Below are 17,121 nucleotides of genomic sequence, written 5' to 3' on the forward strand. Positions count from 1 at the left end.
GACGAGGGGAGCACGGCGCGTGCGTCTGGCCTTCCTGAGCATCGGACGGCACCTGCACACCGAGCGATGGGTGGGCTGGTTCGCCGAGCGTGGACACGAGTGCCATCTCCTGACCGTCCAGCCGGGACCGATCGAGGGTGTCACCGTCCACGACATCCGGTCCGCGGCACCGACCAAACCCCTTCGGTACCTGCGGAGCCTCCGGGTCGTACGCCGCCTGTTGGGCGACATCCGGCCGGACCTCCTGAACACGCATTTCCTGACCGGCTACGGCTACTGGGGCGACTTCAGTGGTTTCCACCCGAACGTACTCACGGTGTGGGGCGACGACGTCTACGTCACGCCGCACGAGAACGCTCTGAAGAAGTGGCTGGCCCGGCGTGCGCTGCGCAATGCCGAGGCCGTCACCGGGGACTCGCTCGACATCCTGCACGGTTGCGTGGATCTCGGTGCCGATGCCTCTCGATGCTACGAGGTCCTCTGGGGGGTCGATTTCGAACGGTTCCGTCCCGACCGTCCGCAGTCCGTCCGCGAGGAGCTGGGCGTTCCCGCCGAGGCACCGGTGATCTTCTCGCCCCGAAGCTTCACGCAGCCCTACTACAACCTCGACGTGATCATCGAGGCCTGCGTGGCGCTGCGGAGGGACCGCCCCGACGTGCACGTGGTCTTCGCCGGGTACGAGGGCGATCCGGCGCCCTTCGTCGAACGTGCGCGAGCCGCCGGACTGTCCGAGAACACCCACTTCGTCGGACGGATCCCGCACGATCGGTTCGGCGAGTACCTCGTGGGGACCGACGTCTTCGTGAGCGTGCCGTCGGTCGATGCGACGGCCGTGTCCCTCCTGGAAGCCATGGCCTGCGGGACGGGCATCGTGGTCAGTTCGTTGCCGAGTTCCACGGAGTGGATCCGGGACGGCGAGAACGGCCTGGTCGTTCCGCCACGCGACGTCGAAGCCCTGACCGACGCACTGGGGCGAGCGGTCGCGGATCCGGACGCACGACGACGATGGGGTGAGGCCGCTCATGCCCGGGCGCGCGCGGTGGCCGACCACGACGCGAACATGCGTCGCGCCGAGTCGATCTACCTGGAACTCGTCGAAGCACGGCCACTGCCCGAGGACCTCTCGAGCCTGGCCGAGCTCCGCGCGCGTCCGTGACCGTGATGTTGAGCGTCGTCGTCCCGACCTATCGCAAGGCCGACCTGCTCCGCCGTACACTGGAGGCGCTGGCGGACCAGTGGCTTCCCGATGCGGTCGAGTGGGAGGTGGTGGTCGTCGACGACGGTTCCGACGACGAGGGGGCCACGGACGCTGTCCTCGAGGATCTGGCTGCGCGCATTCCGCTGGTCGAAGCCGGCTGCGGCCGGAACGAAGGGCGGGCTCGGGCCCGGAACCGCGGTTGGCGTGCGGCACGCGGACGCTGGATCCTGTTCCTCGACGACGACATCGTGCTGCGTTCCGGGGCGCTGGTGGCCCACGTCGAGGCGCAGCGCGCGCGCGAGGGCGTCCACCTGGGGACCGTGGTCACCGCCCCCGAGATCGTGGACTCGGCACTGTTCGACTACCTCGACACGCGAGGGGTGGCGAAGTGCCCTCCGGCCTCGGAGGTCCCGTCCCGGTACCTGCTCACGCAGAACGTCTCGATCCCGCGTGCGGCGCTGGAGCGGGTGGGGGGATTCGACGAGGACTTCGGCGCCTACGGTTTCGAGGACATGGAGATCGCGTTCCGCCTCGAGGACCACGCGGGCATGCGCTTCTACGCGCTCCCCGCGGCAGTGGGAGAACACGTCCACCACCATAGCCTGGACGAGTACCTCCAGAAGAAGGTCGTCTGCGGACGGGAGACGCTTCCGCGCCTCGCCGAGCTGCACCCGCACCGTCTCGCGGAGATGAAGCTCGACGTCCTGCCGGGTCTCTCCGCGAACGCCGCGGCGTCACGCCGCGCACTGGCAGTGGCCCTTGCCGCGAGCTGGTCCCTGGGGTTCCCCGGATTGGTGAGGGCACTGTTGCTGCGGTGGCCGGACGGCGCTTTTTCCGCCCTCCGCCACCGCGCCTACGACTACGCCGTCCTGAGCGCCTATGCGGCAGGTCTCCGGCAGCGCACATCTGCCATTTCGGACCACTGACTGCCGTTATGACAGCCTCGGCTCCGGCCGGCGGCAGGCCGGCCTGTAGGGCCTGAAGCGCAAGTAGCTGCATTACAACGAGTTGAGAGAGTGCGCCTGGGCGGCACGGCGCTTGGTAGAGGGCGGGTGGAATCTCTGCAACCACGCTACGGAGGAATCATGGGCAAGATCATCGGCATCGACCTCGGCACGACGAACAGCTGTGTGGCGGTCGTCGAGGGAACCGAGGTGAAGGTCATCCCGAACGCGGAGGGTCAGAAGACCACTCCGTCGGTCGTCGGCTGGAACAAGGACGGCGAGCGCCTGGTGGGCGTCGTCGCGAAGCGTCAGGCCGTGACCCGGCCGACCGAGACCGTCTTCTCGATCAAGCGCTTCATGGGCCGCGGCTACGACGAGGTCGCGACCGAGATCTCCGAGGTGCCCTACGAGGTCGAGCGCAATGCGAACGGCCAGGTCTCGGTGAAGGTCGAGGCGGGTGAATTCGCCCCGCCGCAGATCTCGGCCATGGTCCTGCAGAAGATGAAGGAGACCGCCGAGGCCTACCTGGGCGAACCCGTCAGCGAGGCCGTGATCACCGTTCCGGCGTACTTCAACGACGCCCAGCGGCAGGCGACCAAGGACGCCGGCAAGATCTCGGGTCTCGACGTCAAGCGGATCATCAACGAGCCGACCGCGGCTGCGCTCGCCTACGGACTCGACAAGAAGCAGAAGAGCGAGACGATCGCCGTGTACGACCTCGGCGGCGGGACCTTCGACATCTCGATCCTCGAGCTGGGCGAGGGCGTGTTCGAGGTCAAGAGCACCAACGGGGACACGCACCTCGGAGGAGACGACTTCGACCAGGTCGTCATGGACTGGCTCGTGAAGGAGTTCAAGGGCGCCGAGGGCATCGACCTGAGCAAGGATCCGATGGCCCTGCAGCGTCTGAAGGAGGCCGCCGAGCGCGCCAAGTGCGAGCTCAGCTCGAGCACCCAGACCGAGGTGAACCTGCCGTTCATCTCCGCCGACGCGAACGGTCCCAAGCACCTGAATCTCACGCTGACACGCAGCCGCTTCGAGCAGCTCGTCGACCAGCTCGTCGAGCGTACCGTGGATCCCTGCCGCAAGGCCCTGGCCGACGCCGGCATGAAGCCGGGTGACGTCGACGAGGTGATCCTCGTGGGCGGGAGTACCCGCATTCCCGCGGTGCAGGCGAAGGTGAAGGAGATCTTCGGCAAGGAGCCGAACCACTCCGTGAATCCGGACGAGTGCGTCGCCATGGGTGCGGCCGTCCAGGGTGGCGTGCTGAGTGGTGAGGAACACCTGACCGACGTGGTCCTGCTCGACGTGACACCGCTGTCGCTGGGGATCGAGACGCTCGGCGGGGTCAGCACCAAACTGATCGAGCGCAACACCACGATCCCGGTGAAGAAGTCGCAGGTCTTCTCGACCGCGGACGACAACCAGAGCGTGGTCGACATCCACGTCCTGCAGGGCGAGCGCGAGATGGCCCAGGACAACAAGACCATCGGGCGCTTCCAGCTCACGGGCATCCCGCCGGCCCCGCGCGGCGTGCCGCAGATCGAAGTGACCTTCGACATCGACGCCAACGGCATCCTGAACGTCAGCGCGAAGGACAAGGCCACGGGTAAGGAGCAGTCGATCGTCATCCAGGCCAGCAGTGGTCTCAGCGAGAGCGAGATCGACGACATGGTCCAGCAGGCCGAATCCAACGCGGAGGCCGATCGCAAGCGGCGCGAGCTGGTCGACGCGCGGAACCAGGCCGACAGTCTGGTCTACAGCACGCGCAAGACGCTCAAGGACCTCGAGGGCAAGGTCGACGACAACGCGAAGGGCGCCGTCGAGAGCGCTCTGAGCGACCTCGAGGGCGTCTTGAACACCGAGGACGTCGACGTCCTCAAGCAGAAGACCGAGAACCTGCAGACGGTCGTGTCGGCGATGTCGCAGAAGGCCTACGAGAGCGCCCAGGGCGGTCCGCAGGCCGACGAGGCGGCGGCCGGAGGCGCCGAGGGAGCCTCGGACCAGCAGGAGAAGTCCGAGTCGGACGACGGGCCGGTGGACGCCGACTTCGAGGTCGTCGACGAAGACAAGAAATAGACGGACTGGCGCAAGTTGTGGTCCGTGACTAGACCATAGCGCCGGAAGCGATCTCGGGTCCTCTTCATGGGGCCCGAGGTTGCATCTCCGGCCGGCCTTGACACGAAATCACAGGTGGACGAGACTCGTGCGGCACTTCGGCGTCCCGGGCGGGACGCGACCGGCGACCGAAGGGCATGAGACGCGGTCGGGCCGGGTCGCAAGAGGCGAAGTCGTGATCGCTGCGCCCGCGCTGGACGTGACGGTCGCCGACTCGACACGCCGGTGCGATGCCGTCCGTGGAAGACCGGGACGGGAACTCCCGTCCTCGCCGGCCGTTCATTCAGAACGACGGCACATCGCCGCAGCGACCCTCGCTCCGGCGACGAGGTAAAGCCCGAACGCGCGGACTCGCAACCCGCGTGCGACGGCGAGCGGGACCGGCGGCCCCGACCGGGGCCCGCTCACGGTGGAGGAAACCAGATGTACGAAGTCGAGCGGAGCCCTGACCGCCGTCAGGACCAGGCTCTCCAGCACTACTTGAAGGTCATCGGACGCTACCCGCTCCTCACGAAGGAGCAGGAGTTCGATCTGGCCCGTCGGATCCGCAGCGGAGACGACCGTGCGCTCGAGAAGCTGGTGTACAGTAATCTCAGGTTCGTGGTCAGTGTGGCCAAGCGCTACGTCGGACACGGACTCAGCTTCCTCGATCTGATCGCCGAGGGGAACGTGGGCCTCATCACGGCGGCCCACCGCTTCGACGAGCGCCGCAACTTCCGTTTCATCAGCTACGCCGTCTGGTGGATCCGTCAGGCCATCCAGAAGGCCCTGGCCGAGCAGACGCACACCGTGCGGTTGCCGATCAACCGGGCCCAGCAGGCGCAGAAGCTGCGCAAGATCAACAACCGCCTCGAGCAGACCCGCGGCGGTTCGGTGCACGAGGAAGAGCTGGCCAAGGAACTCGAGATCACCGTTGGCAAGCTGAACGAGATCAACGCCGTGTTGCGGCCGTTGCTGTCGTTGGACGAGAGCGTCCACGACGACGACAGCCAGCCGCTGCAGGAGATCCTGGCCGATCCCGAGGACACCACACCCGAGGACGATTTCGTCCAGGACGAGCTCCATGGTCAGCTCATGGCAGCCATGGACAAGCTCACCGATCGCGAGAAGGACATCGTCACCCGCTACTACGGCCTGGGCGACGAAGAGAGCACCTCGCTCGAAGCCATCGGTGAGGACATCAACCTGAGTCGTGAGCGCGTGCGCCAGATCCGCAACGACGCCCTGCGCAAGATGCGGCACGCCGTGGCGGGCGCGGGTCTCGGCGACTATCTGGCCTGATGGCGACCGAAGACGGCGCGAGTTGACAAAACGGGGGCTCAGAACTAGAAGTAGATGCCTGATGTGGGCGATTAGCTCAGCTGGTTAGAGTGCTTGCTTGACATGCAAGAGGTCACTGGTTCGAGTCCAGTATCGCCCACCATCCGTTCCGAGCCGCCGCCGAGCCCCCGCGCCCGGCGGCGGCTTCTGTCTAGAGGGGGGAACCGGAGGCGCCGTTCGTAGGGCGCCCCGGCGACCACGACCCGCCGGCCGCCGGACGTGACGGGCCGCGCGGACGACAGGAGGAAGACCATGACGGACATCGCGCTCACCCTGCCCGACGGTTCGAAGAAGGAGGTCGAGAGCGGTTCCACCGTCCTCGACGCGATCAAGGCCATCGGTCCGGGACTGGCACGCGCCGCGGTGGCCGCCAGGGTCGACGGACAGTGGGAGCCCTTCGACGAACCCATCGACCACGACGCGACGCTCGAGGTGGTGACCCGCGACAGCGAAGAGGGCCTGTTCGTGCTACGTCACAGCACGGCGCACCTCATGGCCTACGCCGTCCAGGAACTCTTCCCCGACGCTCGCTTCGGCTTCGGTCCGCCGGTCGACAACGGCTTCTACTACGACATCAAGGTCGACCGCCCCTTCACCGAGGAAGACCTCGAGCGCATCGAGACGCGCATGAAGGAGCTGGCCAAGGAGAAGCATCCGATCGTGCGGGAGAAGCTCGAGCCCACCGAGGCCACCGAGCGTTTCGGCGACCAGCCCTTCAAGGTCGAGCAGATCGACCTGTTGAAGGAGAACAACGAGCTCTTCGCCTACCACATGGGCGACTTCACCGACCTCTGCGAGGGACCGCACGTCCCGAACACCGGCGAACTGAAGGCCTTCAAGCTGCTGAGCGTGGCCGGCGCCTACTGGCGCGGCGACGAGAACCGTGAACAGTTGCAGCGGATCTACGGCACGAGCTGGTTCAGCAAGAAGGACCTCGACGAGTACCTCCACCAGCTCGAAGAGGCGAAGAAGCGCGACCACCGCAAGCTCGGCGGCGAACTCGACCTGTACGGCGTGCAGGACGAGGCGGGCGGGGGCCTGGCCTTCTACTACCCGAAGGGCAGCGCGCTGCGGAGCACGCTCGTCGACTTCTGGAAGCGCGAGCACTTGAAGGCGGGCTACCAGTTCGTCGACACGCCGCACATCTCCAAGAGCGACCTGTGGCACACCTCGGGCCACATGCAGTTCTACAAGGAGAACATGTACACCTTCGGCATCGAGGATCAGGAGTTCGTGGTCAAGCCCATGAACTGCCCGGGGCACATCCTGATCTACAAGCGCAAGCTGTGGAGCTACCGCGAGCTCCCGGTGCGCTACGCCGAACTCGGAACGGTGTATCGCTACGAACGCAGTGGCACGCTGCACGGCATGCTGCGCGTCCGTGGCTTCACGCAGGACGACGCCCACATCTTCTGCACGCCGGACCAGCTCGAGGCCGAGATCGTCGGCGTGCTCGAACTCATGCAGCGCATCCTCACCGCCTGCGGCTTCGAGAAGTACGAGGTCGAGCTGTCGGTACGCGACTCGCAGGACACGAGCAAGTACGCCGGGACCGACGAGGAGTGGGAGGCGGCGGAGCGTTCGCTGGTCCACGCCATCGAGAAGATGGGCTTCCCGTACAAGCGGATGGAGGGGGAGGCGGTCTTCTACGGTCCGAAGATCGACGTCAAGCTGGTCGACGCGATCGGTCGCCGCTGGCAGTGCAGCACCACGCAGTTCGACTTCAACCTGCCCCGCCGCTTCGGCGTGGAGTACGTCGACGCCGACGGCGAGCGGAAGAACTGCTTCATGGTGCACCGGGCGATCTACGGCTCGCTCGAGCGCTTCATCGGGATGCTCACCGAGCACTACGCCGGTGCCTTCCCGCTGTGGCTGGCCCCGGTGCAGGCCACGGTGCTGCCGGTGAGCGAGCACCAGGCGGAGTACGCGAAGGCGGTCGGCTCGCAGCTCCGCCAGGCGGGCCTGCGGACCGAGGTCGACGCTCGCGACGAGAAGATCGGCCGCAAGATCCGCGAGGCCGAACTGGCCAAGGTGCCGGTCATGCTGGTGGTGGGCGGCCGCGAGGCCGAGAGCGGCACGGTCACCGTGCGGCGCCACGGCGGCGAGGACCAGGGGACGATGGAGGTCGACGAGGTCGTCCGTCGACTCCTTGACGAGAACGAGCCCCTCGACTAGCTTCTACCGTCCGTGTGGCGAATGCCGCGCGGACGGCAGACAGACGAAACAGACGAACAAGCAGAAGGCCCGCTTCTCACCGGGCGGAGCGCCGACGCGGCGCATCCTCCCCGGTCCGATCCGCGTCCGACGGCAATGGTCGTCCGGCGGCGGAGCGTGTGACGAGCAGGCCCTCCCTGCTCGTTTTCTTGTTCCCAGGACCCCGGTTCCGACCGGGATCGAGAGGAGAGTTCGACATCGCCAGAGGATTTCCGCGAGATTCGCGGGACCAACAGGACCGGACGCGCGTCAACGAGATGATCCGCATTCCGCAGCTGCGGGTGGTGGACGAGAACGGCGATCAGCTCGGAATCCTGGACCGCAACGAGGCCCTCGACCTCGCGCGCGAGCGCGGGCTCGACCTCGTCGAAGTGGCGCCCAACGCCAGGCCCCCCGTGTGCCGGATCATGGATTACGGGAAGTTCCGGTACGAGGAGAGCAAGAAGGCCAAGCGCGCCAAGGCGAAGCAGCACCAGCAGAAGGTCAAGACCGTCAAGTTCCGGCCCAAGACCGAGGAACACGACTACAGCTTCAAGAAGAAGCACATCGTCGAATTCCTGCGGGCGGGCGACAAGGTCAAGATCGAGGTGCGCTTCCGCGGTCGTGAAATGGCCCATCTCGAGTTGGGCGAGCGCATCGTCGCGCGTCTGCTCGAGGATCTCCAGGACGAGGCCATGATGGACGGAGATCCGAAGATGGAAGGTCGGAACCTGAGCCTGATCCTGTCGCCGAAGAAGAAGGCCTAGACGCCGGTGGCCGTTCCCATGGGGACGGCCACGGTGGGAGCTCCGGGCACGAGCCCGGGCCGAGAACCGAAGTCAGGAGTGACCAACATGCCGAAGATGAAGTCGAACCGCGCCGCCATGAAGCGATTCCGGCGCACGGGAACGGGCAAGGTCCGGCGTCAGCAGGCCTACCACGGGCACATCTTCACGAAGAAGTCGCCCAAGCGGAAGCGGAACCTGCGCAAGACCACGTTGCTGCACCACGCCGACGAGTCGCGCGTGAAGCGTATGCTGGCCGGCAACTAGTCGCCGGGTCATCGATCCTCACCACCACGGAGCAACGGAACCATGTCCCGCGCCACGAACAATTCCGCCAGCCGTCAGCGCCGGAACAAGATCCTGTCGAACGCTCGCGGCTACCGCGGCGGACGCAGCAAGCTTCATCGTACGGCCGCCGTCTCGGTCGATCGTGCCCTGGCCTACGCGTACCGCGATCGGCGCCAGAAGAAGCGGAACTTCCGCCAGCTGTGGATCGCGCGTATCAACGCGGCGGCCCGGCTGCACGGACTCAGCTACAACCGCTTCATCCACGGTCTGAAGGCCGCCGACGTCGAGATCGACCGCAAGGTCCTGGCCGACATCGCCATCCACGACGAGCCGGCCTTCGCTCGCCTCGCCGAGATCGCGAAGCAGAACGTCCAGTCCGAGGCCTGATCCCGCGCCGAGCACGTGCTCGGCCCGGCGGCCCCGCCGTTTCCGCGCGCCTCGGCTCTCGCAAGGGGGTCGAGGCGCTCTCGTTCCGAACCGACTCCGGAGGACCGGACCGTGCAGCAGGAGATCGACACCCTCGTTCGCGAGGCCCGCGCTCGGATCGACGCCACCGAGGACCTCGACGAACTCGACGCGCTCCGCGTGCACTACCTCGGACGCAAGGGCGAGCTCACGCGGTTGCTCCGCGGCCTGGGTTCGATGCCCGCCGAGGACCGCCCGGCGGCGGGTCAGGCGCTGAACCGCGCCAAGGTCGAGCTGCAGGCAGCCGTCGACGCACGGCAGGAGAGCCTCCGGGGACGACGGGACGCCGCACCCTTCGCCGGTGACCTCACCCTGCCCGCGCGCGGCGCGTTGCGCGGGAGCCTGCATCCGGTCTACGAGGTCATCGAGGAGGTCTGCGACATCTTCCACGGCCTCGGCTTCACCCGCGTCGGCGGTCCCGAGGTGGAACTCGACGCGCTGAACTTCACGGCGCTGAACTTTCCCGACGACCACCCGAGCCGGGACCTGCAGGACACCTTCTACGTGAACGAAGAAGTGGTCCTGCGCACGCAGACTTCGCCGGTGCAGATCCGGACCATGCGCGAGACCGAGCCGCCGCTGGCCGTGGTCGTCCCCGGACGCGTGTACCGGCAGGAGCAGCCCGACGCGAGCCATGCCGCCGAGTTCCACCAGATCGAGGGCCTTCTCGTCGACCACGACGTCTCGTTGGCCGATCTGAAGTCGACCGTGCACCACTTCGTGCGCACCTTCTTCGGCGAAGACAAGACCCTTCGCTTCCGTCCGCACTTCTTCCCGTTCACCGAGCCGAGCGTCGAGGTCGACCTGTGGTGGGAGAGCGAGCGCGGCGGGCGCTGGCTCGAGATCATGGGTGCCGGGATGGTGCACCCGAACGTGTTCCGCAATGCCGACGTCGACCCCGAGCGCTGGACGGGCTTCGCTTTCGGTATGGGCGTGGAGCGCATGGTCCTCGTCCGTCACGGCATCGACGACATCCGCCTGCTCCTCGACAACGACATCCGCCTGCTGCGGCAGTTCTGATCGGTCCGCGCGCGACGCCCACCGGAGGATCCACCCGTGAAACTTTCCCTGAACTGGTTGCGTGAGCTCGTCGACCTGCCCGAGGACCTCGACGAGATCTGCGAGCGCCTCACGTTGCTCGGACTCGAGGTGGAAGAGGTCGAGCACTTCGACCTGTCCTTCCCGGACGTCGTCGTCGGGCGCGTGCTCGAAGCCGAACCGCACCCCGACGCCGACCGGCTGCGGGTGTGCCGGGTCGACGCCGGGGGGGAGACGCTGGGCATCGTCTGCGGAGCCCCGAACGTCGCTGCCGGTCAGCGCGTTCCGGTGGCGAAGGTGGGCGCCGTCCTGCCGGGCGACTTCCGGATCAAGAAGAGCAAGATCCGCGGACAGGTCTCGCTCGGCATGATCTGCAGCGAGAAGGAACTCGGCCTGGGCCAGGCCCAGGACGGCATCATGGTGCTCGACACCGAGGCCGCGCCGGGCACGCCCTTCGACGAGTTGTACGGCGTGCAGGACACGGTGATCGAGTTCGAGGTCACGCCGAACCGTCCCGACTGGCTCAGCCACATCGGCGTGGCGCGCGAGCTGGCGGCCTACTACGGCGGCGAGTTGCGCATCCCGGAGGTCGACGCCGACGTGCCCGTGGTCGAGGAGGACTCCGGCTGGCGGATCCGCATCGACGACGCCGAGGGCTGCTGGCGGTTCCGCGGTCGTCTGATCGACGACGTCGAGGTCGGGCCGTCGCCCTGGTGGATGCGCCGTCGCCTGCTGGCCATCGGTCAGCGACCGATCAACGCGATCGTCGACGCCAGCAACTACGTCCTGCACGAATGCGGGCATCCGAACCACTGCTTCGATCGCGACAAGGTCCACGGCGAAACGATCGTGGTGCGGCGCGCGGCCGAGGGCGAACGCTTCACGACACTGGACGACACCGAGCGCACACTCCGCGATCACCACCTGCTCGTGGCCGACGAAGAGGGCGGCCTGGCCCTGGCCGGGATCATGGGCGGTGCCGGAAGCGAGGTCGACGAGAGCACGAAGAACCTGCTGCTCGAGGTCGCGGTCTTCGATCCGCAGACCGTGCGCCGCGGCCGCCGGGCCGAGACCCTGTCGACCGACGCCAGTTACCGCTTCGAACGCGGTGTCGACCACGATCTGGTGCCGTGGGCGAGTGCCCGTCTGGCCGGATTGATCGAGCGGGTCGCCGGCGGACGCGTGCACGAAGTGGTCGTGGAAGCGACCGGTGCCCGGCCCGATCGAACGGAGTCGTTCCCCGTGCGGCTCTCGCAGGTCCGCCGCCTGCTCGGCGTGGACGTCGAGATGGGCGAGGTGACGCGCATCCTGCGTGGGCTCGACATCGGCGCCGACCCGGTCGACGGGGATGCACCCGCGGTGCGCGTGACGCCGCCGAGCTTCCGCCACGACCTGGTCGGCGAGGTCGACGTCGTCGAGGAGATCGGGCGCCACCACGGCTTCGACCGCCTGCCCGAGCGTGCGCGTGTGCCCATGGTCGTTCCGGCGACCCGCGGTCGCGGCGAGGTCTTCCGGCAGCGCCTGCGGCAGGCATTCGCCGCGCGCGGTTTCCACGAGATGCTCGGAAGCGCCTTCTTCCGCGACGACGATCCCGACGCCCTCGGCCTCGCCGACGACGATCGGCGACGGGCGACGGTGGGCGTTCTCAATCCCGTCGCGCAGGACGAATCGCAGCTGCGCACCACGGCCGTCCCGGAAATGGCTCGGACCGTCGAGCGCAACCGCCGGCGCGGCTGGACCGGGCCGATCCGGCTTTTCCAGATCGCGAGGACCTACCGTGCCCGGACCGATGAGCCTCTCCCCGACGAGCGGGAGCAGCTGGTCGTGGCCTGGAGCGGTCCCGCCCGCCCGCTGCACGCCGAAGAGCCGGGCCGCGCTGTGGATCCCTTCGACGCGCTGGGCGATCTGGAGGGCGTGCTGGGGGGGCTGGGCGTGGAGATCACGCGTCGGCCGGGGGCCGACGAGCCCTACCTGCGGGAGGGATCCGCAGTGGATCTCGTGCAGGGCGAGCAGACGATGGGCCGGATCGGAGAGGTCGCACCGGGCGTGCGCCGTGCGCTCGACGTCCAGGACACGGTGCTGCTGGCCGAACTCGACCTCGAGGCCCTCGTCACCGCCCAGGAGGGGGTCGCGCGCTACGCGCCCTTCTCCGCCTTCCCGCCGTCGCGGCGTGACCTGAGCCTGGTCGTGCCCGAGGCCGTGCCCTGGGCCGAGATCCGGGCGACCGTGGCCGAGAGCCTGGATCCCCTGCTGGAGTCCTGCGAGCTCTTCGACGTCTACCGGGGCGAGGACCTGCCCGCAGGAACCGCCGCCTACGGCGTGCGTTTGACCCTGAGGAGCCCCAAGGGCACGCTCAAGGACAAACACGTCGACAAGCAGGTCGCGCGGCTCCTCGACGCTCTCTCGGAACGGCACGGTATCCGACTCCGCTCGAGCGGCGAAGAGGCCTGAGCTTGCCCGCGACCGGCCGCACCGCATAGACTGCGGCCGGGACCGCAATCTGGGAGTGACGACATGATCGACGGGGATGCCTTCGAACACCTCGAGCGCCGCGTGGAGCAGGCGATCGGGCGGATCCGCGAGCTGCAGGAGGAGCGTGACCAGCTCGTGAGGCAGCGCGAGCAGCTCGAACAGCAGGTCGAGGAATTGAGTGGCACGCACACACGCCTGGTCGACGAGCTGGAGCAGGTGCGGCAGAACAGTGTGGGGCGCGAGGAATACGAAACGCGCCGGGCCGAGATCGAGCGCAGGGTCGAAGAGCTCCTGCGTCGTTTCGGCGAGCTGGACGAAGCGCCCGAACACTGAGCGCGGTCCGGGGAGGTCCCGCGTGGAACCGGGGACGACGACCGTTCACATCTACGGTCAACGCTACACCGTGCGATCGGACGACGATCCAGAGCACGTGGAGCGCGTGGCCGCCTACCTGGACAGCCGCATGCGCGAGGTCGCGCGGGCGTCCAGCCAGGTCACGTCGCTGCGGGTCGCGATCCTCGCGGCCCTGAACATCACCGACGAGCTCTTCCGCGAGCGCGAGAGCCGGTCGGAGGGGAGCGACGAGATCCACGAGCGCGCCCGGCGCCTCGCCAGCGAGCTCGAGCGGACCATCGGCGACGCGGAATCGGCGCCGGAGGACGAATCCACGGCGGCCGATGGCGGATCCGGGGCCGCGGACCCACATTCGGAACGGGGGGACGCCTGAGCGGCGACCCCGCGGAAGCTTCGATTCGAGAGGAGTCACCCTGCCGGGTGCGTGATGCGCCAACAGCGCTGAGCCAACACTCCAACCACGGAAGCCCGCCGTCCGGGGCGTGAGAGCGAGTCCGCAAGGGAAGGCTCGATCGTCTCGGTAGGGCATCCACCTGGTCGAAATCGGTTCGAGCCGGTTTCGCGCACACGGCTCGGCGGGGCCTCCTCTCGTACACTTCGACCCGGAACCGCGCGCGACGCGGGGCCTTCCCCCCCTGGATCTCCGGCATGCGCATTCTCCTGATCGGCGACATCGTGGGTCGGCCGGGCCGCGTCGCACTGCGCGAGCTGTTGCCCCGCGTGCGCGAGGAGCGGCGCCCCGACCTCGTGGTCTGCAACGTGGAGAACGCGGCCGCCGGCTTCGGACTCACCGAGTCGATCGGCCGTGAGATCGTCGGCGCGGGAGTCGACGTCATGACCGGCGGCAACCACATCTGGGACAAGAAGGGCAGCGACGAGTACCTGACCGGCGAGGCGCTCCTGGCCTGTCCGGCGAACGCCGCGCCCGGGGCGCCGGGCCGTCGCCACGTGATCGTGGAAGCGGGTGAGATCCGGGTCGGGGTGATCTCGCTGCTCGGTCAGGTGTTCATGAATCCGGTCGACTCGCCCTTCCGGGCCCTCGACCGGAAGCTCGAGGAGCTCGAGGACGAGGCCGATCTCTTCCTGGTCGACTTCCACGCCGAAGCCACGAGCGAGAAGCAGGCCCTGGGGGAGTACGCCGACGGACGCGTCAGCGTCCTGGTGGGCACCCACACGCACGTCCCCACCGCCGACACCCGGATCCTGCCCCGGGGCACGGCCTACCAGAGCGATCTCGGGATGACCGGACCCTACCGATCGATCATCGGGATGGACGTCGACGCGGTCCTGAGGAAATTCTTGACGGGGATGCCGTCGCGGTTCGAAGTGGCCCGGGACGAGGCACGACTCTGTGGGCTGTGCGTGGACCTCGACGAATGGAGCGGCCAGGCGACGGCGGTCGAGCGCCTGGACGTTCCGCTGGATCCGGAGGGTTGGTCATGAGCCAGGCGGTGAAGGTCGACGGCAAGGCCCTCGCCCAGGAGCGGAGGACGGCGCTCGCAGAGCGCGTAGCGCGGCTGACGGATCGTTTCGGTCGTCGGCCCGCACTCACCGTGATCCTGGTCGGCGAGGACCCGGCGAGCCAGGTCTACGTGCGCAACAAGCACAAGGCCTGTGAGAAGACGGGCATCGAGAGTGAAGTCGTGACACTCCCGGCCACCACGAGTCCCGACGAACTGTACGAGGCGGTCCGTCGGGTGAACGAGGCCGACGGCCGCGACGGTCTGTTGGTCCAGCTCCCGGTGCCCGAGCAGATCGACCCCGCCCGAGTAAGGGAGTGGATCGATCCCGACAAGGACGTCGACGGCCTGAACCCCGACAACGTGGGACGACTGGCCAGCGGCACCCCGCGTTTCGTCCCCTGCACGCCGCTGGGCTGTCTTCGCATGCTCCAGCGCTACGACGTGCCGATCGCGGGCCGCCGCGCGGTCGTGCTCGGACGCAGCCTGATCGTCGGGCGTCCCATGGAAGTCCTCCTGTCGACGAAGGGTGTCGACGCGACGGTCACCCTCGCCCACAGCCGCAGCGGAGACCTCGCCGCGCTCTGTCGCGAGGCGGACATCCTGATCGCCGCCGCCGGACAGCCGCAGATGGTCCGGCGCGACTGGGTCCGCGAGGGGGCGGCCGTGATCGACGTCGGAATCCACCGCGTCGAGGATCCTTCGCATCCGAAGGGCTCGCGGCTGGTCGGGGACGTGCACCCCGAAGTGGCCGCGGTCGCCGGACACCTCTCGCCGGTCCCCGGTGGTGTGGGCCCCATGACGATCGCCATGTTGCTCGAGAACACCGTCGACGCCTTCGAGCGTCGGAACGCGGGCGAGGTCGGGGCGGCGTGATCGATCTCGACCCGCTCCTGGCCGAGGAGGCCTCCGCGGTCGAGGCCGCACTGGAGCACCGTCTCCCGCCGGGCGACGGCGATGCGGCACCACGACTGGTCGAGGCGATGCGCTACAGCCTCCTCGGAGGCGGGAAGCGTCTGCGCCCGGTGCTGTGTCTCTGGGTCCACGACGCAGCGGGGGCGGCGCGCGACGAAGCCGTGTGGAACGCGGCATGTGCTCTGGAGATGATCCACACCTATTCGCTCATCCACGACGACCTACCGGCCATGGACGACGACGATCTCCGGCGCGGACAAGCGTCGTGCCACCGACGCTTCGACGAGGCCACGGCCGTCCTCGCCGGCGACACGCTCCAGACCGAGGCCTTCGGTCTCCTGGCCGCGGTTCGCCCGCCGGAACTGGCCGTCCGCCTGGGCCGCCTGCTGAGCGAGGCCTCGGGACGCCACGGCATGGCGTCGGGACAGCAATTCGATCTCGAGGCGACCGGACACGCGGGCGACATGCTCCGGATCCATCGTCTGAAGACGGGACGGCTGCTCGGCGCGGCGGCGGCCATGGGTGCCGCCTGCGCGGGAGTCGAGGACGAGCGCGTGGAGCGGATCCGCGAGGCGGGCGTGGAGCTCGGCGTGGCCTTCCAGATGGTCGACGACGTGCTCGACGTGACCGTCAGCGCCGAGGAACTGGGCAAGAGTGCCGGCAAGGACCCGGCCCAGGGCAAGCTGACGGCCGTGGGGGAGCTGGGGGTCGAGGGAGCCCGCGAGGATGCACGACGACGCCTCGGCGAGGCCGTGGTCGCGTTGGAACGGTCCGGTGTCGCCGACGATCGGGTCCGCGCGCTGGCGCTTCGACTGGTGGAGCGAGGCCGCTGATGGCATCCGGGTTCACGGTCGCACCCTACGAGCTGGTGATCGCCGCCGGGGTCGGCGCCCAGCTCCTGAAGTTCGTCCTGTACGGTGTGGCGAACCGTCGCCCCTCCCTGCGGGTGCTGGTGACCACCAACGGACTGCCCAGTTTCTACGCCGTCACCCTGTCCTGCCTCTGCACCGTGGTCGCGCTCGACGTGGGGGTGCGGTCTCCGCTCTTCGCGGGGTCCATGGTGTTCTCCGGGGTGGTTCTGCACGACATCGTGCGTGTGCAGCGCTCGGTCGACCGGGGGCGCCGTTCGACGGCCCTCGTCGCGCGATCGATGGACAACGGCGAGCGCCCGGAGTGGACGCGCTCGGTGACCGAGATCCTGCGGGACCGCGGGCACCGGCCCCTGCACATCGGCGTGGGAATGGTTCTGGGCCTCCTGGCCGGCCTGGCCTGGAGGCCGGGTTGATCCCATCGGATCCGGGCTCGGCCGGAATCCGTTGTTTTCGTTATCCTTGTGCGAGTGTTCGCCCCGAGGAGCATCGATGACCAAACGAAGTCTACTGGAGCAGATCGAGTCCCCCGACCAGATCTCGGGCCTCGGCCGCGAAGAACTGCAGCAGCTCGCCGACGAGCTACGGGCCGAGATCATCGAGATCGTCAGTTCGGTGGGAGGACATCTCGGTGCGAGCCTCGGGGTCGTCGAACTCACCGTGGCCCTGCACCACGTCTACGACTCTCCGCGCGATCGGATC

17 protein-coding genes, 1 tRNA gene and 1 other RNA gene are annotated in these 17,121 nt (G+C 68.1%); all 19 read left to right on the forward strand.

The features are described from left to right. Positions 1–19 precede the first annotated feature (19 nt). A complete protein-coding gene (locus tag VKA86_15435; GenBank protein ID HKK72600.1) occupies positions 20–1,156 on the forward strand; it encodes a glycosyltransferase in 1,137 nt (378 codons plus the stop codon). 5 nt (positions 1,157–1,161) lie between these two features. Then, entirely contained in the window at positions 1,162–2,124 is a 963-nt protein-coding gene (locus VKA86_15440) for a glycosyltransferase (protein HKK72601.1), read from the forward strand. A 159-nt stretch (positions 2,125–2,283) separates the two neighbouring features. Continuing rightward, entirely contained in the window at positions 2,284–4,221 is a 1,938-nt protein-coding gene (gene dnaK / locus VKA86_15445; protein ID HKK72602.1) for a molecular chaperone DnaK, read from the forward strand. A gap of 462 nt (positions 4,222–4,683) precedes the next feature. Next, complete coding sequence (locus tag VKA86_15450) at positions 4,684–5,541, forward strand: RNA polymerase sigma factor RpoD/SigA (protein HKK72603.1); 858 nt, start codon at positions 4,684–4,686, stop codon at positions 5,539–5,541. 65 nt (positions 5,542–5,606) lie between these two features. Next, positions 5,607–5,683 (forward strand) — tRNA-Val (locus tag VKA86_15455). A 149-nt stretch (positions 5,684–5,832) separates the two neighbouring features. Further along, positions 5,833–7,755: a threonine--tRNA ligase gene (gene thrS / locus VKA86_15460; protein ID HKK72604.1), complete on the forward strand. Its 1,923-nt coding sequence runs from the start codon at positions 5,833–5,835 to the stop codon at positions 7,753–7,755. A 236-nt stretch (positions 7,756–7,991) separates the two neighbouring features. Beyond that, positions 7,992–8,540, forward strand: coding sequence for a translation initiation factor IF-3 (infC, locus tag VKA86_15465; GenBank protein ID HKK72605.1), 549 nt, complete (start codon positions 7,992–7,994; stop codon positions 8,538–8,540). Between the two features lie 87 nt (positions 8,541–8,627). After that, positions 8,628–8,825: a 50S ribosomal protein L35 gene (gene rpmI, locus VKA86_15470; protein HKK72606.1), complete on the forward strand. Its 198-nt coding sequence runs from the start codon at positions 8,628–8,630 to the stop codon at positions 8,823–8,825. A gap of 42 nt (positions 8,826–8,867) precedes the next feature. Further along, on the forward strand, positions 8,868–9,233 hold the full coding sequence (rplT, locus tag VKA86_15475) for a 50S ribosomal protein L20 (GenBank protein HKK72607.1): 366 nt from the start codon (positions 8,868–8,870) through the stop codon (positions 9,231–9,233). 111 nt (positions 9,234–9,344) lie between these two features. Continuing rightward, positions 9,345–10,331 (forward strand): phenylalanine--tRNA ligase subunit alpha, encoded by a 987-nt coding sequence (gene pheS, locus VKA86_15480; protein ID HKK72608.1) that lies wholly within the window; start codon positions 9,345–9,347, stop codon positions 10,329–10,331. Positions 10,332–10,367: 36 nt separating this feature from the next. Continuing rightward, on the forward strand, positions 10,368–12,800 hold the full coding sequence (pheT, locus tag VKA86_15485) for a phenylalanine--tRNA ligase subunit beta (protein ID HKK72609.1): 2,433 nt from the start codon (positions 10,368–10,370) through the stop codon (positions 12,798–12,800). 63 nt (positions 12,801–12,863) lie between these two features. Beyond that, a complete protein-coding gene (gene zapB, locus VKA86_15490; GenBank protein ID HKK72610.1) occupies positions 12,864–13,154 on the forward strand; it encodes a cell division protein ZapB in 291 nt (96 codons plus the stop codon). 22 nt (positions 13,155–13,176) lie between these two features. Next, entirely contained in the window at positions 13,177–13,548 is a 372-nt protein-coding gene (locus VKA86_15495; protein HKK72611.1) for a cell division protein ZapA, read from the forward strand. Between the two features lie 34 nt (positions 13,549–13,582). Continuing rightward, positions 13,583–13,761, forward strand: a non-coding RNA gene (gene ssrS / locus VKA86_15500) — 6S RNA. A gap of 62 nt (positions 13,762–13,823) precedes the next feature. Further along, on the forward strand, positions 13,824–14,618 hold the full coding sequence (locus VKA86_15505; protein ID HKK72612.1) for a TIGR00282 family metallophosphoesterase: 795 nt from the start codon (positions 13,824–13,826) through the stop codon (positions 14,616–14,618). After that, a complete protein-coding gene (gene folD, locus VKA86_15510; GenBank protein ID HKK72613.1) occupies positions 14,615–15,511 on the forward strand; it encodes a bifunctional methylenetetrahydrofolate dehydrogenase/methenyltetrahydrofolate cyclohydrolase FolD in 897 nt (298 codons plus the stop codon). Before VKA86_15505 ends, folD begins: the two co-directional genes overlap by 4 nt. Next, on the forward strand, positions 15,508–16,383 hold the full coding sequence (locus VKA86_15515; protein HKK72614.1) for a farnesyl diphosphate synthase: 876 nt from the start codon (positions 15,508–15,510) through the stop codon (positions 16,381–16,383). The genes folD and VKA86_15515 overlap by 4 nt, the downstream gene beginning before the upstream one ends. Then, positions 16,383–16,835, forward strand: coding sequence for a divergent PAP2 family protein (locus VKA86_15520; protein HKK72615.1), 453 nt, complete (start codon positions 16,383–16,385; stop codon positions 16,833–16,835). The genes VKA86_15515 and VKA86_15520 overlap by 1 nt, the downstream gene beginning before the upstream one ends. A 76-nt stretch (positions 16,836–16,911) precedes the next feature. Then, a partial coding sequence (locus VKA86_15525; protein HKK72616.1) for a 1-deoxy-D-xylulose-5-phosphate synthase N-terminal domain-containing protein occupies positions 16,912–17,121 on the forward strand: 210 nt, incomplete at its 3' end.

The organism is Candidatus Krumholzibacteriia bacterium (assembly GCA_035268685.1).
In the GTDB taxonomy this organism is placed as follows: domain Bacteria; phylum Krumholzibacteriota; class Krumholzibacteriia; order JAJRXK01; family JAJRXK01; genus JAJRXK01.

What these genes read in the sequence shown, in the direction of transcription:
- rpmI (HKK72606.1), top strand. Translation starts at nt 8,628, where the DNA reads ATGCCGAAGATGAAGTCGAACCGCGCCGCCATGAAGCGATTCCGGCGC.
- thrS (HKK72604.1), top strand. Translation starts at nt 5,833, where the DNA reads ATGACGGACATCGCGCTCACCCTGCCCGACGGTTCGAAGAAGGAGGTC.
- VKA86_15505 (HKK72612.1), top strand. Translation starts at nt 13,824, where the DNA reads ATGCGCATTCTCCTGATCGGCGACATCGTGGGTCGGCCGGGCCGCGTC.
- dnaK (HKK72602.1), top strand. Translation starts at nt 2,284, where the DNA reads ATGGGCAAGATCATCGGCATCGACCTCGGCACGACGAACAGCTGTGTG.
- VKA86_15450 (HKK72603.1), top strand. Translation starts at nt 4,684, where the DNA reads ATGTACGAAGTCGAGCGGAGCCCTGACCGCCGTCAGGACCAGGCTCTC.
- VKA86_15440 (HKK72601.1), top strand. Translation starts at nt 1,162, where the DNA reads ATGTTGAGCGTCGTCGTCCCGACCTATCGCAAGGCCGACCTGCTCCGC.
- VKA86_15520 (HKK72615.1), top strand. Translation starts at nt 16,383, where the DNA reads ATGGCATCCGGGTTCACGGTCGCACCCTACGAGCTGGTGATCGCCGCC.
- folD (HKK72613.1), top strand. Translation starts at nt 14,615, where the DNA reads ATGAGCCAGGCGGTGAAGGTCGACGGCAAGGCCCTCGCCCAGGAGCGG.
- rplT (HKK72607.1), top strand. Translation starts at nt 8,868, where the DNA reads ATGTCCCGCGCCACGAACAATTCCGCCAGCCGTCAGCGCCGGAACAAG.
- zapB (HKK72610.1), top strand. Translation starts at nt 12,864, where the DNA reads ATGATCGACGGGGATGCCTTCGAACACCTCGAGCGCCGCGTGGAGCAG.